This window comes from Chloroflexota bacterium (genome assembly GCA_018648225.1).
In the GTDB taxonomy this organism is placed as follows: Bacteria; Chloroflexota; Anaerolineae; order Anaerolineales; family UBA11858; genus NIOZ-UU35.
In genome coordinates, this window is record JABGRQ010000103.1 from 1 (window position 1) to 18,000 (window position 18,000).

The window sequence follows — 18,000 nt, forward strand, 5'->3', positions numbered from 1 at the left end:
ATAATACGGGATTTCTCTATTTTACCAAGCGCGATAGCGCGCACGATCATAGCGACATTTTGGCTGGCTGCGCTGCCGCCCTGCCCGGCAACCACCGATTGGAAGAATGCCAATATCGCGACTTGCACAAATAGATCGCCAAAAATACTGATAACCCACGAGGCGAACAGTGCGGTTAGCGTGTTGAGCAAAAGCCACGGCAGGCGGCCGCGTAGTTGCACGTATGTGCCGCTTTCGGGTTGCAAATCGGTATCGGCCACACTCGCCAGGCGGTAAATATCTTCGGTGGCCTCATCTTCAATCACGTCCAGAATATCATCGTGGGTAATAATACCGATCAGATGATTGTGCTCATCCAGCACCGGCAACACCGAGAGGTCGTAATGCGTCATCATACGGGCAGCTTGTTCCTGATCGGTATGCGGCGAGATCGAAATAATATCGGGATCCATAATCTCACGGATGGATCTCTCTGGGCTGGTGACGACCAGATCACGTAGGCCAATCACGCCGACGATTTTTTCATTGTCATCGCGTACAAAAAGGTAGTAAGGAATATCGCTGTCGGGGCTGAGTTGGCGCAAGTGTTGGATAGCCTGGTCGGCGGTGATGTTGGCATTCAGGCTGACAAAGGCCGTTGTCATCCGCCCGCCAGCGGTCTCGTCGGGGTAATCGAGCAGCGGAAGCACATCATCAGCATCTTCCATCTCGATAATGGCCTGCTCCGCTTTCTCGGGGCTTAGATCACCCAGGAGGTCGGCGGCCTCATCGGGGTCCATCTCGTCAAGCACGTCGGCGAGACGTTCCACGGAAATAATTTCAGCCGCTTCAACCGTTTGCTGATCTTCCAGCTCATCGAAGAGATCGGCTGTGGTGGCGATATCCAGGTGTTCCAGGATGCGCCCGCGGTCCTCTTCGTTGAGCAGTTCGAAGACATCGGCGCGGTCGGCTGGGTGCAGGCGCAAGAATAGCAACGCTGCCTGCGCAAAGTGCTCCGATTCAAGCGCCTTGTGGATCAGTTCTACCAGGGGGGTGAGTTTTGCGATGTCGGTCATGAAAAGAATGCTCCCTGTCAGTTGGTTTTATTAACAATACGCTGCGTTTCAATGCCGCTTTCAATCAGCCAGGTGATTGCGGCTTCAATGGTGTGCGCCTTACCAGTGAGTTGAATTTCAACCCATCCATCCTGCGAGGTTACCTGCGCCTGGAGGATATTCACCGTGAGATCGAAACGGCGGATGAGCTGATTGATGATAGGGACATCCAGCAAGTGAGACGGATAAACGAGACGAATGATCTGAGCATCCATCGATGGTTCTCCTTTCCTGTAGCGCGGGCCAGGGGAAAATATGTAGTTGATTTTAGCACGAATTCATTTTGAACCCCCCTGATTTTTACAGTCAATCGGTTATATTCTTCTTGAATCTTACCTGCTTGCGAGTTGACCGCAACCGGCCTGAATATCGATACCGCGGCGCAGGCGGATTGTGCAGGCGATTCCCTCGTTTTCCAGAATTTGCTGGAATTGGCGCGCGCGGCCCTGGCTGGAGGCTTCGCCCTTGAAGCCCTGTGTAGGGTTGAGCGGAATCAGGTTAACGTGAGCTAACATGCCCTTGAGGAGGGCAGCCAACTTTTTGGCTTGTTCTGGCGTGTCGTTGATCTGCTGGATCAACGCCCACTCAAAGGTAACGCGGCGCCGCGTGGCGCGGGCATATTCCTGCACCGCAGCCATTAGCTCAGCAATGGGATAACGGCGATTCACAGGCAGCATCGTGGCGCGCAATTCGTCATCGGCAGCATGCAGCGAAATTGCCAGGTTGATCTGCACATCTTCGGTGATAAGCTGCCGAATTTGTGGAACCAGCCCCACTGTCGAAATTGTAAAACGCCGCGCGCCAAGATTCATCCCCTCAGGGTGATTCAACCGCCGGATCGCATCCAGCGTGGGTTGGTAATTATGCAGCGGCTCGCCCATCCCCATAACAACAATATTGGTCACGCGTTCGTTTTGTGCGGCCAGACGGCGCGCGAAGTAGATAACTTGTTCAACAATTTCTCCGCTGCTGAGATGGCGCAAGAAACCCATTTGCCCCGTCGCACAGAAGGTGCAGCCCATCGCGCAGCCTGCCTGCGTAGAGATGCACAGCGTGCGGCGCTTGTTGTAGCGCATTCGCACAGTTTCAATTGGATGCTCATCGGGCAGAAAAAACAGCGTTTTCAGCGTTTCCTCATCGGATGATTTTAGCTCGGTAATCGGGCGCAAATGACTGAATTCAACTTCATCGGCCAGACGTTGGCGCAATGCTTTCGAGAGCGTAGTGAATTCTTCGGGCTGAAGCCACCAATGCTGATACAAACCCTGCCAAATCTGTTTGGCGCGGAAGCCCGGCTCGCCCCAGCTTTTGAGCAGCATAGTCAGTTCGTTTAGATCAAGATCAAAGATATAGGGTTTCGTTGTTGATTGTCGGTCGTCAGTCATTAATCCTCGGTTAGCATTGCCAGCAGCGCAGTCAAATCGTCCGCAATTAAATCGGGTGCTGGCTGCCATTTCTCTGCCTGGGCACGGGTGGTTACACCGGATAGCACCAGCGCGGTGGGCGCGCCAATATTCTGACCGCCGGCGATATCGGTTTCTAAACGATCACCTACAACCAATGTTTCTGCCGCGCTAACCCCCAGGCGTTGCAAGGCCAATGCATACATGCCAGTTTGGGGTTTGCCAGCAATAAGCGGAGCCACATACGAAGCTGCTTCGATGGCTGCCAGCATCACACCTGCGCCGGGAACCTGCCCGTCAGGGGTTGGGAAGGTGCGGTCGGGATTGGTGCCTACAAAGATAGCCCCCGCGCGGATAAAGGCATTAGCTTGCATGAGTTTCTCATATGACAGTTTTTTATCAAGTCCAGCCACGACTGCCAGAGCTTCTGTTTCGCTGTGATAAAAGCCATGTGCCTCCAACGTGCTGAATAGCCCCCCCTCGCCGACAATATACACCGCCCCACCCGCGGGGAATTTTTCTCGCAAATAGGCTGCCGTGGCCTCAGACGAGTTGACCACTTGCCAGGGTTCCAGTGACACGCCATAGCCCGCCATGCGTTGAATATACTGGACGGGCGTTTTTGTAGAATTATTGGTGGCCATAACCACGCCCAATCCACGTTGCTGGATTGTAGCAAAAATCTGGGGCAAATTACCAATTGGCTCCTGGCCTCGCCAGATTACCCCATCCATATCTAGAATCAGGGCTCGCAATGAACGGATATTTAACGGTGTCATAGAATCTCTCAAACTGATAACTAAAAAGGGCACACAGGTTCACAAAGTTTTTCTTTGTGTTCCTTTGTGCCCTTCGTGGTTCAATCGGATTAGCGTATTATTTTTCGGGCGCTTCTAAAATTTCATCGACCAGGCCGTAGGTTTTGGCTTCTTCGGCATCCATCCAGAAATCGCGGTCGGTGTCTTTTTCGATCTGATCTTCATCATGACCGGTGTGTTTGGCAAGGATACCATTCAGGCGAGTTTTCAAACGTAGGATTTCTTTGGCCTGAATTTGAATATCCGTGGCCTGGCCTTGCGCGCCGCCCAAAGGCTGGTGCATGTGGATTGTGGCGTGTGGCAATGCATAACGCTGGCCTTTAGCGCCCGCGGTCAGCAATACGGTACCGAAGGAGGCGGTCATGCCCACGGCCACCGTGCTGATCTGGTTGGGAATCATCTGCATGGTGTCGTAAATCGCCAGCCCGGCGTATACCTGCCCGCCCGGCGAGTTGATATACATCTGGATGGGCGCTTCGGCATCTTCTTTGCTCAGGTGCAGCAGTTGCGCCACAACGAGATTGGCAACCTGATCGTTGATCGGGGTGCCCAAAAACAGGATGCGGTTTTTTAGCAGCATGGCGAAAACATCATATAGACGTTCGCCTTGCGGGGATGATTCAATCACATAGGGGGTTAACGCATTGGGAAATTGGATATTCATGCGTCCTCGCTTTCGTCTTCTTCGGGGGTGGATTCACCAACCTCAGGAGGTGTTTCATCCTCGGATGTTGGGGTGGGTGCGGCTTCCTCGGGGGTGATTTCACTCTCTGGGTCAGCCTCACCAGCTTCGGTCTCGTCCGCTTCGCTGGCTTCGGGCAGCGGTTCGCCTTTGGCGATCGCGCTGAGATATTCCACCGCTTTGCGGAAAGTCAAATCCATAGCGATGCTGTTCACCATGTTAAACAGACGTCCATCTTGCTGCAACTCTTTGATTTCTTTGGGCGTCATCTTTGCGGTGACGTTATCGATGGCGCGTCCGGTTGTATCGCTGAGTTCTTCCTGGTTGGGCTGAATTTTTTCAGCATCAATGACTTTGTAAAGCACTAATTCGCGCTTTACATTTTTCTCGGCAGTTTCGGCAATTTCCTGGTCAAATCCGCCTTCATCGCCCCCGCGGAATTGCTTGTAAATATCCAGGTTGAGGCCTTGCTGCGAGAGACGATATTCGAGATTGCTGATGATATTTTTCCTCTCGTCCTCGACTGCCTGAGGGGGGAATTTGATGGTACTGCTTTCGATTAGCCGGTCAATGACCTGATTTTCGTACTCGTCGTTGTAACTTTCTTGTGCCTGCTCTGCCATATATTTGCGCAGGTCTGCGTACACTTCCTCGATAGTTTCGAATTCTGTAGCCGTCTTGGCGAATTCATCGTCTAATTCGGGCAGCGAATAACTTTGCACATTGGTAATGAACACCGTATATTCAACTTCGGCGCCTCGCAGATTTTCCTCTTCGTAATCTTCGGGATAGGTGTGCGTGAAAGTTTTTTCTTCATCTTTCCCCATGCCGATGAGATGGGCGGAAAAGCCATCAAAGAATTGGCGATCCGTTGCGCTATTTTCTTCCCCAAGACGCGCCGATGAGAATTGCTGATCGTATAATTCAGCTTCTTCGGGGTCTTCAACACCGAGAATGCTGGCATTCACGCGCAGATAGACGGCATCGCCATCTTCGGCGGGACGATCAACAGTTTCATATTGGGCATGTTGTTTGCGCAAATTTTCCAGCATCTGCTCGAATTCTTCTTCGCTGGCTTCAGGCAGTTCGTAAGCAATTTCAAGCGATTTATAATCGCCCAATTCCACTTCAGGTTTTAGCGGGACGACGAAATCAAAAGTTGGCGGATCAAAGGATGTGACCTCATCCAGACTGCCGGGGCCATAGGGTTCAATTTCGGCCTCATCCAAAATTTTTGGATAAATATCGTCAACGAGCAATTCCAATGCTTCTTCGGTGACGGCGGCTTCGCCAACGGTACGAAGAATAACATTGTAGGGGGCTTTGCCTGGGCGAAAACCGGGAATTTTTACGCGCTTGGCCAGGCGTTTGGCGGCCTGATACTTGGCTTTTTCCCAGGGATCGGCTTCAATTACGGCATTAATTTTGATCTGATGATCGTCGGTATATTCTTTTTCAATTTTCAAGATGACGTCCTTTATTGCTTACAAAATCGCGTGGATTATATCACGCCCCTGGCAGAGCTGATGTTTCAGGGCATTGTTTTGAGAAGTTTTTATACGCTTCTAACGAACTACCTAAAAACGTGAAGCAGGGCGTCGAATTTGACGCCCTGTTGTTTCAGTGGGGAAGATGGGGGTCGAACCCACACGCCTTTCGGCACGTGATCCTAAGTCACGCCTGTCTGCCAATTCCAGCACTTCCCCGGCAGATGGGAATTATACGTCAGGGGAGGAAGTGCGTCAATCATTCAACATTCATCTGTGGTCATTTGCGTTTTTTCGATTTCGGAACGTATCGCTGCAATCCGTGGATTGTCGGCATACACGCCGTGATACGAATCGGGCAGCAGCGCGGCAATTTGACACATGATCTCTTCGGTGGATTGATGGAGTTGCTCGTCGCGCTTTTTTGCATCTAGTGGGGGCAGCAAAAACGGTTTTCCGATGACGACGCGTACCGAAGAGCGGCGCAGCTTGCGCAAATTTTCCAACACGCGGCGGTCTTCAGTTCCCATGAGCGCCACCGCGAGAATTGGGGCACGCGTTTTGGCAGCCAAATAGGCTGTCCCTGGTTGCCCATCGATGAGGGTTCCACTTTTACTGCGCGTCCCTTCGGGTGCAATTGCCAGCAATCCGCCGTTTTGCAGACGTTTCATCACGGCTCGCAATGTGCCAATATCCGGGTTGAAGCGGTCTAAAAATATGGCATTCAGCGATTTTGCCGCCCAACGGAAAAAAGCTACTTTGCTATATTTTTCGGCGGGTGTGAGGATAATATCGCGGCGATCAATCAGGTGATATACCAGTGTTGCGTCCAAGCGGCCAATATGGTTGGCGGCGTGAATACACTTGCCCTCCGCAGGGACGTTCTCGATGCCGATTAAATCAATCTTACAGGTTAGCCGCAGGATGAGTGAGATGAGTTTTCGGAAGAAGATTTCAAATGGCATCGATTATTCCTTGATGGGAAAGAGTAATGTTATGAAGAAACCAGGAAGACATAAAAAATCCTGTATTCCTGGTTTCCTCATAGCGGGCTGAAGTATACCAGTAACACCCGCATATATTCGTACATTATTTTTATATCAGGCACTACCCGATTTGTATGACGCGCGCACCCAATTCTATTCAGGCCACCATACAAATTCGTTGTTGTCTTCGTTTGATTCGGCGATGGAATTTCCTCGATCAGCAATGCAACGTGCGGTTTCGATTTCGCCTATATCAAGGTCAATCGGGAAGTACATCATTACGCTGGCGCCACTGGGGAGCGGTTCAGTTGTTTCTTCCCAACTGATTTTATTGCCATTGGCAAAGGCTGTTACGCGTGCTCCTGCTGGCGCAACGCCATTGCCATAATTCACCAGTTCGCACCTAAATTTACGCTGTACATAACCCATTGTACCTACGACCAGGTCAGGGAGGGCAGAATCTGCTTCGCCGCCGCTGTCTTCGGCCGATGTGATCACCTGCAGTGTTGTTGCGAGTTCATTGTTATTTTCGTCGCTCTCGTTGATTTCGCCTTCGGAATCTATAATCAGGCGCGCTGGAGATTGTCCCGGTTGGGCGTTAGTTGTCTTTGTGCATCCGCCCCAAACGGTTTCGCCTGCGCCCAACTCAGCATAATCCCAGGAACAAACCCCAATTCCTGTTGCTTCGTGGAATTTCCAAAGCAATGTGAAAGCGCCTGAGGGGGAATCCCCCTGATTTTGGATAACATAGCTGGCTACAAATGGCTGGCCGCTGATAACTGGATCAGGATCATAGGTCGCTTCCAAGACAATCAGGTCTGGCAAGCCAGAGAATGTTTGATTTTCTTGTGGATCGCCCTGGTTTTCGGCTTCGGGAATCTGATCCAGAGCAATACCATCGTCCTCCATATCCAATTCAATTTCCACATCTAGCGGTGGCGGTGCGTGTACTGTTAATCCATCAGGCAACGGACCGATTTTAGTCACCAGGATATTATCTACTTCCCCCTGAGAGCCATCTTGGGCAATAACAGCGATAGATCCTCGGGTGAGGGGCGCGCTATCTGTAAAATCAACCCATAGCTCATCGTTAACATAGACCTGAATATGGCCGTCATGGGTGCGTGTATCTAGCTGGTGCCATTCACCTAACGAGACAGGGCCAGTTTGCGCCACGACGGTATAGTTCTTGGCTGGATTTTCTTTGATGAGATAGAGACCGAACTCATCCAGGCGTACTAAATAGCGACCGGACTGACTCAGGTTGTGGCCCAGCAGCAAGCTGCCCGCATCCAGGCGTACGGAGGCTTCAAAGGCGTAGTTATTCCAGGTATTCCCCTCTGGCACCCAGGCTCCGCCGCTGCCGCTGGCTGCAAAGGTATATACGTCTCCAGATTGTTGTACATCCCAGGCTGCGGTGATATCCCATCGGTCAGGCTGACCATCCTGGAAATCATCTTGGAAGAGTATTTCTCCTTCTTGAACTGTTTCTGACTGCACTGGTTGGGATGAATCCTCAATCTGGGATGTTTCTTGTGTTTGTGCCGGTTCGTTTTCTACGATTGCCACATTTTGCTCACGGCCACAAGCCAAGATCGCCAGCAGCAGGATGAATAACACCAACAACAAACGACCAGAAAGTATTTTTGTATTCATTTTATCTCCTTTAGTGACTCCCAAATACGTGCTACCTTGCTTTTTATATCAAGATTCACCCAAAAATCAATAGCCAAATAATCCTTATTTCGGCATCTTTCTGTTCGAGGTTGGGTAGTCAAGGAAAAGCCTAGTATAATTTCAAAGTAGCTAAGGACAAGGAGGCTGTCATGCGGGAGTGGGTAAGAGATCGTGGGCTGCTGCACATTATAGAGTTGGGCGTGATCTTGCTCTTTGTGGTGGGGGCTATCCTCTGGGTGGGAATCAGTTCTATCTCGGCTCCGGCAACCAGCCCTCCCCCCGATGCGAATATCCAGGTATTTGCGTATGCCTTGCCCAATCGGGGTTGGGCACCGCTGACGGTTTACTTCAGCGCCTTTGGCACGCGTTCCCCTCAGGGAGAATCCCTCCGCTACGAGTGGGATTTAGATGGCAACGGCTCCTTTGAAACCGACGCCACATCCGCAGGGGGCTATGCAACCTATGTGTATTCCAAGCCGAGGGAGTACACCATTTCGCTGCGCGTCACCAACGCCGACGGCGCATCTGCTGTGTCGCAGGTGCAGGTACAGGTTAAGCATCCGGCTTCTAGCAGCGTGGATTATTGGACCGTCTTCGATGACAGCCGTGTGCGCAAAGTGGAAGTGCGCCTGACACAGGCCAATTGGGAGGCCATGATGGCTAACCCGGGGGCGAAACTCATGGTCCCGGCAGACGCGGTCATTTTTGGGGAGCGGGTTGAGCAAATTGGCATTAGCCCCAAAGGCAACAGCACCCTGGCGTTCTCCGGCGACAAAAAGCCCTTCAAGCTCGATATGAACGCCTATCTTCCGGAGCAAGAATATCAGAATTTGAAAATGCTAATCTTCCACAATAATTTTGGCGACCCCTCCATGCTGCGCGAGAAAATAGCCTACGATATGATGCGTTTCGCCGGTGTCAACGCCGGGCACACGGCCTTTGTAGAATTCTGGGTGGATATTACTGACGATGAAAAACCCGCCGACTTTTTGGGTGTGTATACAATGGTAGAACGCCCCGATACGAAATATTTGGCGAATCGGTTTGGGCGCGAGAATGACCAGGGCAATCTCTATAAAGCCGATGCCTGGTTCGAAGAGGGTGCGGCCGATCTGGCTTATTATGGCGAGAATATCGAAGATTACCCCATGCCGCGCGGCGAATTAGCTTACGCCCTGATGTATAAAGACCCCGCAGAAGCCGATTACAGTGATATTATCCACCTGTGCTATGTGATTGACGGTGTGGAGTACGCCAGCCCCGAAGAGTTTGCCGCCGCGCTCGAACAGGTTTTCAATGTGGACGGCTACCTGCGCTATCTGGCAGTTATTTTTCTGACGCTCAATTTTGACCAGTATCCTGACACGGGCAATAATTATTATCTATATCATGATCCAGGCAGCGACAAATTCGAGTGGGTGGCCTGGGATATGGGCAACTCGTGGGGGATGTTTGGCGGTGATTATGATTATCCAATCTTCGGGCAAGAACAGAGCATCGGGCCGTTGCAGTACAGGCCCCTATTTACTAATGTTTTCGAGGTCGAAGAATATCGCCAGACTTATCAGGCATATCTGGATTTGCTCATCCGACACTATTTTAATAAAGACCAGATTGGCGCGCAGGCACAGGCCTGGCACGATTTAGTGCGCCCGTATCTGCTCCAGGGCGATGGTGACAAAATGTACTTGGGCGATACGGCGCAATCCTCGCTCGAAGAATTCGACTCCGCCTGGCAACAGGTTGTTGACCTGACCGCACAGCGGGCTGAATATGTGCAAGGCGTTTTGCAGAGTAAATAATGTCGTACGGAGGATACAATGAAACCACAAACGCTATTCAAAACCCTGGCGTTGCTTATTCTAATGACGCTTTTTCTCGCGCCGCTCAATGGCGCGCTGGCGCAAGAAGGCTCCACGACCGAAACCTTCGATGATGAAGCCCTCTCAGGCTGGGAACGCTCGGAAGGCGCGGCTGTGCAGGCTGGTGTGCTCCAGATTCAGCCCGGCGATTTCGCCGTCAAATTTGGCGATTTCGCGGCTGGAAACCTGAGTGTTAAAATCAGGCAAACAGCCCCCGGCGTAATTTTCATTCGTTACGCAATGGGCGAGCAAGGAGAATACTCCTTAATTTTCCATGAAGACATGCTTGTGCTGGAAAGAGCGCAAGACGGCCAACCTACCGCACTGGGGGAAACCCCCTGGAGTGGAGCCTCCGGTGAGTGGCAGACGATTGGGATTCAATACAGCACGGGCAGCCATCAAGTCAGTTTGGATGGGGAAGTTGTCATTCAGGCTACGGAAGAGGAGCCCCTGCAAGGAGGCGGAGTTGGCTTTTGGGTGGAGGGGGAAGCCGCGGTCGAATTTGATGACCTGACGCTGACGGCGGACACGCTCGCGGGTGGGGAACAGCCCCCGGAGCAGGCCCCCGCTGCGGGAGCTGAATCAGCCCTGCCGGCCGCGTCTGCCGTTCCTGCTGCTCGCCTCAGTGTCAATGACTTAATCGCCGAATTATCCACTTCGCAGGCCAATCCCACACAGCTAACCACTTTTGTCATCAATCTGTTGCTTTCGGTGGTGATGTCGTATCTTCTTAGCCGGGTGTATGTGCATTGGGGTTCATCCCTCTCCAACCGGCGGCGTTTTGCGGCCAACTTTATTTTGATTTCGGTGACGACTACGTTTATTATTCTGGTAGTGCGCTCGTCGGTAGCCCTTTCATTGGGTCTGGTCGGTGCGCTTTCGATTGTGCGTTTTCGCGCCGCGATAAAAGAGCCGGAAGAGTTAGCCTATCTCTTCTTTGCTATTAGCATCGGAATTGGTCTTGGGGATAATCAACGCCTGATTACGGTGATTGCGCTGGTGGTCGCCATTTTTGTCTTGGGGTTGATGCGTCTCTTCCGCGGGCGACAGGCAGATTTTAACTTGCATATTACGGTTGCCAGCCACGGCCCAGCGAAGGTAGAGTTGGAGATGATTATGGATGCGCTGAAACCGCATTGCACTCAGTTAAAGTTGATCCGCTTTGACGATACAGCTCAAAACCTGGAAGGCTCTTTCCTGGCGGAATTCCGCAATATGGCGCAACTTCGGGCAGGGAAGACAGCTCTGCGCAATCTTTCCGATGCGCTGGAGATTACCTTTTTGGATAATAAGGGTATTTGGTAGAAGCAGGGCTTAAATGCCTGAACAAGCGAATTGGACAAAACCTTATCTCGCGCAAAGTTGCTAAGTCACAAAGAAAAATTTGGCAGCCTCGCAGCTTGGCGAGAGATGATTGTATGGAAAAAGCTCGATGACATCAAACACAGCAGTACGCGAATATCGTTATGAACGCAAATTTTTTGTGGATCAACTGGATGCGAGTCAGGCGATTGCGATAATCAAACAGCATCCGGCCATGTTTTCGGAGCTTTATCCGCCGCGTTATATTAACAATATCTATCTGGATTCGCCCCTGATGGAGAATTTCTTCGATAATGTGGATGGTATCGATGCGCGGCGCAAGGCGCGCGTACGCTGGTATCACGATCTATTTCGCCGGGTGGACGATCCGGTTTTAGAGTTCAAGATTAAGCGCGGTTTGATGGGCACCAAAGCGCAATACGCTTTCCCGCGTTTTGATTTCGATACGACTTTTACGGGGCGTAGTTTTAGGGCGGCTATTCAGGCTTCTTTATTGCCCAAAGATGTGCGGGAATATCTGCTTTCCGTTGAGCCGGTTTTAGTCAATCGCTATTTGCGCTGGTATTTTGCCACCCCCGATAGACGTTTCCGTGTCACTGTCGATACAGGACTGACCTTCTACCATCTAAATAAATTCAGCAACCGTTTTTTACATCGGCAGGTAGATTATCAGGATATTGTTGTAGAATTGAAGTATCAACGTGAGGATGATTCCCGGGCCGGGCGAATTGCGTCAGCGTTTCCGTTCCGCATGACGCGCAGTTCGAAATTTGTGCAAGGGATTGAACGAGTTTATTTGTAAAAATATGGAGAGCGATTGTTATGGTATCGGATAAATTGCGCGCTTGGTTTGTGGTCCACTTTGTAGTGGATATGCTTTTTGCCATCCCGCTGTTCATTGCTCCGGTGTGGATGTTAGGACTGTTTGGCTGGGATATTGTTGACCCCCTGACCAGTCGTTTGGTTGCGGCGGCCCTATTTGGGATTGGGACTGAATCGTTTTTGGCCCGCAAAGCGGGTGTCGAAGTATTTCGGGGGATGTTGAATCTTAAAATAATCTGGTCAGCTTTTGCGGTCACGGGGATCGGCATCAGTATGACGGGTGGCGGCCCTTTGATGGGCTGGCTTGTGCTGGCGATTTTCGCCGCATTTTTCTGTTTGTGGGTGTATTATCGCTTAAAATTAAAGGGATAGATTGTTTACCAGGTTTTCGACATTTTTAAACGTGGCGAAAGCCCGGAAATTTGGAAAGGCAGGTTCCGATGAAAGAACGCAGAAGGTTAAAACGTCAACATATTATGTTCTACTCTCGCGTTTTTGATCGTAAAACAGGGGTATTTTTAGGATATTTGGGCAATCTGACGCCCAGCGGCGTGATGATTATTTGTGATACCCCTTTGGAAGTTGGCGGAATACTTCCCCTACGAATTGACTTGCCCGAAGACCTCTATCCGGTCAATGTATTGAACCTCGTAGCCCGAAGTGTCTGGTGTGAGCGCGATATTGACCCCAATTTCTATACGGTAGGTTTTAAAACTGAAAAAATAACCGCTGCTCAAGAAAAAATTATTTTACAAATCAATGAAGATTATGGTTTGCATAATTACTCCATTGAAGATTTTTAGGAAATTGCTAGCGATACTCTTCGCGCGTCGCGGGGGATGCCACGCGCTGTAAACCGCGCGAAACCAGGTAGAAGCCCATGGCAAATAGTGAAAAACAAGCCGCGGCAGGAATCAGCATATGCCAGGGTGGCCCGTATGACCCAGAGATATTGCCATAAATGAAAGCATCATAAATTATTGTCCCCCAATTGCTCGACATGCGTGTGATCCCGAAAAACGAAATAAAACCATCCGCCACGACAGCGCCCGTTACAGCTAACATCATTTGGAGCGCAGCAAGCGGCATTACCGATGGAATCAGGTGTTTGGTGATAATATGCCAGGCGCCACCACCGGCAATATGGGCCGCCTCCATAAACGGTTTTGCTGCCACCTGAATCGCCTGCGCGCGCATGACAATCGTAGTTCCGCCCATTCCGGTTACAAAACCGTAAATCAATCCCAATTGCAGAGGGGTCAGGTCGCGATAGCGCGCCCCAATAATCACCATGATTATCGGGGCCGGGAAAAGCAAGAAAACATCCGCTAAATTCGTGATCAGCATATCAACACGCCCGCGGAAATAAGCCGCTGTCACACTTAGAAGTGTGCCAATAAACGCGGTTGAGAGCGCTGCTGTCAGTCCAACGACAAATGTGGGCGGTGTAGCTGCCAAAATCATACTCAAGACATCCCGCCCAAGCGAATCCGTTCCCAGGATATGCCCAGGCCCTGGCAGAGATGGGTGCGGGAAAATGTTAATATCAAAACCTGTAACCGGATCGTAAATTCCCCGCGGCCAAACGGAATTGATCAAAAGCGGGAAGGCCAGCGCCATCAAGCCAAACAATATAATTAGCAATACCCCCAATAAAGCCAGTTTACTCTGTGAGAAGAAGCGCCAATTCATCCGCGTTCGTCGCCATGAAATCGTCAGGCGGGTTTGAACCTGGCGTAAAAAACCGAATTTCTTTTGTTGTTGATACCCGGTGATAGCCGGTTTGGGCGCGATAAACGGTGGCGCGGCTTGTGCTGATCCGCGGACGGGAAGCCCCGTCCCTTGAGATACCGATTGGAGGAGCGATTTTTTGTCGGATTGGAGAGCGGACGCCCTCTTGGTGGGTTGCAGTATATCGGCCTGAATCCGCCGACTGAGCTTGGGTGCTGCTACCGGCGGCGCGGTGCGAGTAGATGCAGGGTGTCTCTGGGGATGGGGAGTTGAAGAAGGGGCGATTGGCTCCGATGAAAACTGTTTGAGCCGCGCTTGCACATGCGTATTGGCTGGATTAATTTGTAGTATGCGTTTGAGAGTGTAAATTTTCTGGTTTTTATCATCCAGAGCGTAACTTAATAAAACCCAGCCTTGCTCATTTTGTGGATTAGTTTTCAAAAACTGCGCCAGCAGTTTCTTCGCGTCATCGCGCTTTCCTTCTCGGATGAGGCTCGCAGCGGTTTCCAGAATTGGGTGATTGTTAAGATCCATGATTTAGTCTTTGCGTAATTATCTTGCGGGGGCTTTGTTGCTGCTATAACGAATGCGCGGGTCAAGGTATGCCGAAATAATATCGAGTGCCAGGCGAGCCAACAGTGAGACGATTCCCACAAGCAGAAGTGTACTCATCACCAAAGGCATATTCTGCCAATACAGGGCATTCCACATTGATGTGCCCATCCCCGGCCAATCGACCGAGCTTTCGATAATCACCACGCCAGTGATCAGGTAGGGCAGCGAAATCACCAGTCGGCTGACCACAGGCAAGAGCGCATTGCGGGCTGCGTGGCGTTCGAGTACCACCGAGTCGGGCAAGCCTTTGGCGCGGGCCGTCGAGATATATTCCGAGCGCATAATCTCTTCCATACTGGTTTGCATAATTATCATCGTTTCGCCGAAAGTCAGCAAAATATAGCTTGCCAGCGGAATCCAGGCCAGACGCATAATATCCATCGCCAACGGCTCGAAGCCAAAAAAGCGCCAAATACCATCGGTGCCCGCCAAAATCAGCAGTAAGTAAATTAATCCAGGTGTAGATTTATGCAACAGGCCGTCGATTATATTTTTGAGGAAATAAAATAGCAGCGTGCTAAAGGCAAATGAAACCACCATATACCAGGCAATCTGGCTGGGTGTGGTAATAATATTTTTCCATAACAAATTATCCAGCCCCATAAATGAGACCGTCCTCAGCCCACCGATTTCCCCCATAACCGCAAAACCAGCGCCTTTCACAAAGAGATAGGTGAAAAGCCAGGTTAGCCAAGGGGGGAACGAAGTATTCAGGGTTAGCCCGATGAGAGTTGCTGAACGCGATAACAATGTCGATCTCGTCCAGGAAGTTCGTTTTCCCAGCCATAGACCCAGCATAAAGGCAAAAATGGTACCAATGAAAAAAACCAGCAAGGTGGCTGGCAATACCGTTTTTAGAATATCAACAATAGGTTCCCCGTTGAGCGAATTTCCTAGATCCAGTGTGACGATTTGGCGCAGCCACTGAAAATAGCGCTGCCAGATGGGCAAATTCAATCCCAATTGGGTGCGTAATTCTTCTCTACATTCGGCATTACAAGAGAGGGAAAATTGATCAATATAGTCCCCCGGCATCATGATCTGGATGAAAAAGAACATGATGCTGATAAAAATAAATAGTTTGAAAATACTCAGCAGGGTTTGATTGGCGAGGTAACGAATCATGGTTGTGCCCTCTGTGTGCTTACGGTTAGCTACGCGACACCGCCACAGGGCAGCCCGGCTGCAATGTGGCTTGTATTCGGATTACCGATAAATGTCACAAAAGGTTCACTCTTTGAGTATATTTGTACCATTATCTGGGATGTCGGCCTGAATAACGTCATCAATATTCAAGGGGGGAAGTTCTGCCGTGGACGACAACCCGAAGTGACTTAAGAATTCGCTGGTAGTGCAATACAATATCGGGCGCCCAGGCCCTTCGGCGCGACCGGTTTCTTCGATAATGCCCTTTAACAACAGGCTTTTCATGACGCTGTCGCTATTGACGCCGCGAATTGCGTTGATCTGCGGACGAGTGACTGGCTGCTGGTAGGCGATAATCGCCAGGGTTTCCAGCGCGGCCCGGCTGAGTGGTGTGCTGGCTTCCAGCCCCAGAAAATGCTCGATAAGCGCCGCGGCTTGCGGGGCTGTAGTCAATTTCACTTGCCTATCGTGGCGCTGAATTTGCAGCCCGCGTTCGGCATATTCGGCTTCTAGCTCATCCAGCGCGTTCTCTACTGCGCGCGGTGTTTGTTCCAACACGCGCGCAATCTGCCCGCTGCTGACGGCATCGGGGGCCACAAAAAGCAAGGCTTCAATGCTGGCCTTTAGACTGAGTTCGGATTCTAATGCAGGTTGATTTGGGTTGCTCATGCTATAATCTTCGGATGTTGGCGAGTTCAGAAATTCGGCTGCGAAGGCTTTGCCCGAGCAGTGATCGATCAAAAAAATCAAAATGAGATTATACCACCCTATTCTTTTTCTTCTGGTTTTGGCGCTCCTGCTTGGGGCATGTGGCATCACCCCGGTTGCCGAAGCTTCGGTGCAGGCACACATCTTCGTGGATGGGCAAAACCTCGTTGTGCAGGCGCCACGCGCGGGTACAGTCCAGGATGCACTTGAATCGGCAGAAATCACGCTGGGCGTGCTAGATCATATCGAACCCGATTTGCATATCCCTCTTGCCGAAGGCATCGAAATTAATATCACGCGCATTTACGAAGAATTTGAAGTCGAGCAGGTTGTCATTCCCTTTGAAGAGCAAATGCAGCCGAGTGAATTTTTACCCGAAGGCGAACGGCAGCGCTTGCAGTTGGGCGAAAATGGTATCAAGGAAATTACTTATCGCATCGTTTATGAAGACGGTATTGAAATATCGAAAGCTGAAATCAAATCGTCCATTCTGAAGGAAGCCGTGCCGCAGATTATGTTGGTAGGGGTACAAACTTCGTTTTCGCCGCGCACGATTCCGGGGAGGCTACTGTATCTCTCGGATGGCAATGCCTGGATGATGGCGGGTACTACGGCGAACCGTTCGGCAATTGTGTCATCGGGCGATTTGGATGGGCGCGTTTTTCGTCTTTCGGACGATGGCGAATGGCTGTTGTTCACCCGCCATGCCGAGGACGAAGATACGATCAATACCCTGTGGGTTGTCAGTATCGAGAATCCGGAAACAGAGATTGATCTGCATGTTGCCAATGTGATCCATTTTGCCGATTGGCAGCCCGGTTCGCTGGCCTGGGCAGTTGTTTCCACGGTAGAGCCGCGTCAGGCCGCACCCGGATGGCAGGCGAATAACGATTTGCAGTTGATCAATTTTAGCGAAAGCGGATGGGTAGACCCCAGCCCAACCACCTTACTGGAAACAAATTCCGGCGGTGTGTACGGTTGGTGGGGGACAAGCTTTGCCTATGGGCCGAGGGCTGGCTCGGTGGCCTATGCCACGCCCGATCAGGTGGGGCTGGTGGATCTCGAGGAGGGCGCCTTTTCACCCATGTTGGATATTGTCCCGTTGAAGACACTCGGCGATTGGGCCTGGGTTCCGGGGCTGGTTTGGGGCCCCGATGGCGAACTGCTTTTTACCGTGCGCCACGCGCCGCCGCCCGGCTCCGCTTCTCCTGAAGAAGCACAAAATTTTAACCTGACCGTGATCCCCGTGAATAGCGGCCGCGCTTTAGACCTGATCTCGCAGGTAGGCATGTTTGCCTACCCGCGCCCTTCGCCGATTCAGGCACAGACCACTGGCGAGAGCGCTTATCAGGTGGCCTATTTGCAGGCCATTTTCCCGGAGCAGAGCGATACCAGCCGCTATCGTTTGATGGTTATGGATCGAGATGGCTCCAATCGACGCGAATTATTTCCGCCCGCAGAAGCTCAGGGCATAGACCCGCAACGCGATTGGGGCGTCTGGTCGCCCCAGGTTGTGGATGGCAGCCAGGGACATGCGTTGGCTGTTTTGTATCAAGGCAATATCTGGTTGGTTGATAGCGTCACCGGTGAAACCTGGCAGATTACCGGTGATGGGCGTATCAATCGCGTGGATTGGCGCTGAATTG

General features: G+C 51.2%; 17 protein-coding genes and 1 tRNA gene. 6 read left to right on the forward strand and 12 right to left on the reverse strand.

The window, feature by feature from the left end:
- From mgtE to HN413_09675, 9 genes are all read right to left on the reverse strand, one after another.
- On the reverse strand, window positions 1-1,055 hold a 1,055-nt coding region (gene mgtE / locus HN413_09635), incomplete at its 3' end, for a magnesium transporter (protein MBT3390661.1).
- Window positions 1,056-1,072: 17 nt separating this feature from the next.
- Window positions 1,073-1,309 carry a hypothetical protein gene (locus HN413_09640; GenBank protein ID MBT3390662.1) on the reverse strand — a complete coding sequence of 79 codons (237 nt, stop codon included), beginning with the start codon at window positions 1,307-1,309 and terminating at the stop codon, window positions 1,073-1,075.
- 117 nt (window positions 1,310-1,426) lie between these two features.
- The gene (gene rlmN / locus HN413_09645; protein MBT3390663.1) at window positions 1,427-2,479 is read right to left on the reverse strand and encodes a 23S rRNA (adenine(2503)-C(2))-methyltransferase RlmN; all 1,053 of its coding nucleotides are present in this window, start codon (window positions 2,477-2,479) and stop codon (window positions 1,427-1,429) included.
- Window positions 2,479-3,276, reverse strand: a complete 798-nt coding sequence (locus tag HN413_09650; GenBank protein ID MBT3390664.1) for an HAD-IIA family hydrolase — start codon at window positions 3,274-3,276, stop codon at window positions 2,479-2,481. The genes rlmN and HN413_09650 overlap by 1 nt, the downstream gene beginning before the upstream one ends.
- 97 nt (window positions 3,277-3,373) lie before the next feature.
- A complete protein-coding gene (locus HN413_09655; GenBank protein ID MBT3390665.1) occupies window positions 3,374-3,979 on the reverse strand; it encodes an ATP-dependent Clp protease proteolytic subunit in 606 nt (201 codons plus the stop codon).
- Entirely contained in the window at window positions 3,976-5,463 is a 1,488-nt protein-coding gene (gene tig / locus HN413_09660; GenBank protein ID MBT3390666.1) for a trigger factor, read from the reverse strand. Before tig ends, HN413_09655 begins: the two co-directional genes overlap by 4 nt.
- Window positions 5,464-5,621: 158 nt before the next feature.
- A tRNA-Leu gene (locus HN413_09665) sits at window positions 5,622-5,703 on the reverse strand.
- A 44-nt stretch (window positions 5,704-5,747) separates the two neighbouring features.
- Window positions 5,748-6,449 (reverse strand): 1-acyl-sn-glycerol-3-phosphate acyltransferase, encoded by a 702-nt coding sequence (locus tag HN413_09670; GenBank protein MBT3390667.1) that lies wholly within the window; start codon window positions 6,447-6,449, stop codon window positions 5,748-5,750.
- A gap of 174 nt (window positions 6,450-6,623) precedes the next feature.
- On the reverse strand, window positions 6,624-8,126 hold the full coding sequence (locus HN413_09675; protein ID MBT3390668.1) for a hypothetical protein: 1,503 nt from the start codon (window positions 8,124-8,126) through the stop codon (window positions 6,624-6,626).
- Between the two features lie 170 nt (window positions 8,127-8,296).
- Here HN413_09675 and HN413_09680 point away from each other — a divergent pair, with 170 nt between their 5' ends.
- The 5 genes from HN413_09680 to HN413_09700 all read left to right on the forward strand — a co-directional run bounded on the left by HN413_09680 (window position 8,297) and on the right by HN413_09700 (window position 12,957).
- Window positions 8,297-9,949 (forward strand): PKD domain-containing protein, encoded by a 1,653-nt coding sequence (locus HN413_09680; protein MBT3390669.1) that lies wholly within the window; start codon window positions 8,297-8,299, stop codon window positions 9,947-9,949.
- An 18-nt stretch (window positions 9,950-9,967) separates the two neighbouring features.
- Window positions 9,968-11,314 carry a DUF4956 domain-containing protein gene (locus tag HN413_09685; GenBank protein MBT3390670.1) on the forward strand — a complete coding sequence of 449 codons (1,347 nt, stop codon included), beginning with the start codon at window positions 9,968-9,970 and terminating at the stop codon, window positions 11,312-11,314.
- A 127-nt stretch (window positions 11,315-11,441) separates the two neighbouring features.
- Window positions 11,442-12,134: a VTC domain-containing protein gene (locus HN413_09690; protein MBT3390671.1), complete on the forward strand. Its 693-nt coding sequence runs from the start codon at window positions 11,442-11,444 to the stop codon at window positions 12,132-12,134.
- Between the two features lie 20 nt (window positions 12,135-12,154).
- Window positions 12,155-12,526: a hypothetical protein gene (locus HN413_09695; GenBank protein ID MBT3390672.1), complete on the forward strand. Its 372-nt coding sequence runs from the start codon at window positions 12,155-12,157 to the stop codon at window positions 12,524-12,526.
- 68 nt (window positions 12,527-12,594) lie between these two features.
- Window positions 12,595-12,957: a PilZ domain-containing protein gene (locus HN413_09700; GenBank protein ID MBT3390673.1), complete on the forward strand. Its 363-nt coding sequence runs from the start codon at window positions 12,595-12,597 to the stop codon at window positions 12,955-12,957.
- Between the two features lie 7 nt (window positions 12,958-12,964).
- Here HN413_09700 and HN413_09705 read toward each other — a convergent pair whose 3' ends face one another.
- From HN413_09705 to scpB, 3 genes are all read right to left on the reverse strand, one after another.
- Window positions 12,965-14,419 carry an ABC transporter permease gene (locus tag HN413_09705; GenBank protein ID MBT3390674.1) on the reverse strand — a complete coding sequence of 485 codons (1,455 nt, stop codon included), beginning with the start codon at window positions 14,417-14,419 and terminating at the stop codon, window positions 12,965-12,967.
- 18 nt (window positions 14,420-14,437) lie between these two features.
- Window positions 14,438-15,625: an ABC transporter permease gene (locus HN413_09710; protein MBT3390675.1), complete on the reverse strand. Its 1,188-nt coding sequence runs from the start codon at window positions 15,623-15,625 to the stop codon at window positions 14,438-14,440.
- A gap of 105 nt (window positions 15,626-15,730) precedes the next feature.
- A complete protein-coding gene (scpB, locus tag HN413_09715) occupies window positions 15,731-16,315 on the reverse strand; it encodes an SMC-Scp complex subunit ScpB (protein MBT3390676.1) in 585 nt (194 codons plus the stop codon).
- A gap of 82 nt (window positions 16,316-16,397) precedes the next feature.
- Here scpB and HN413_09720 point away from each other — a divergent pair, with 82 nt between their 5' ends.
- Window positions 16,398-17,996 carry a DUF348 domain-containing protein gene (locus HN413_09720; protein ID MBT3390677.1) on the forward strand — a complete coding sequence of 533 codons (1,599 nt, stop codon included), beginning with the start codon at window positions 16,398-16,400 and terminating at the stop codon, window positions 17,994-17,996.
- The last annotated feature ends 4 nt before the right edge of the window (window positions 17,997-18,000 follow it).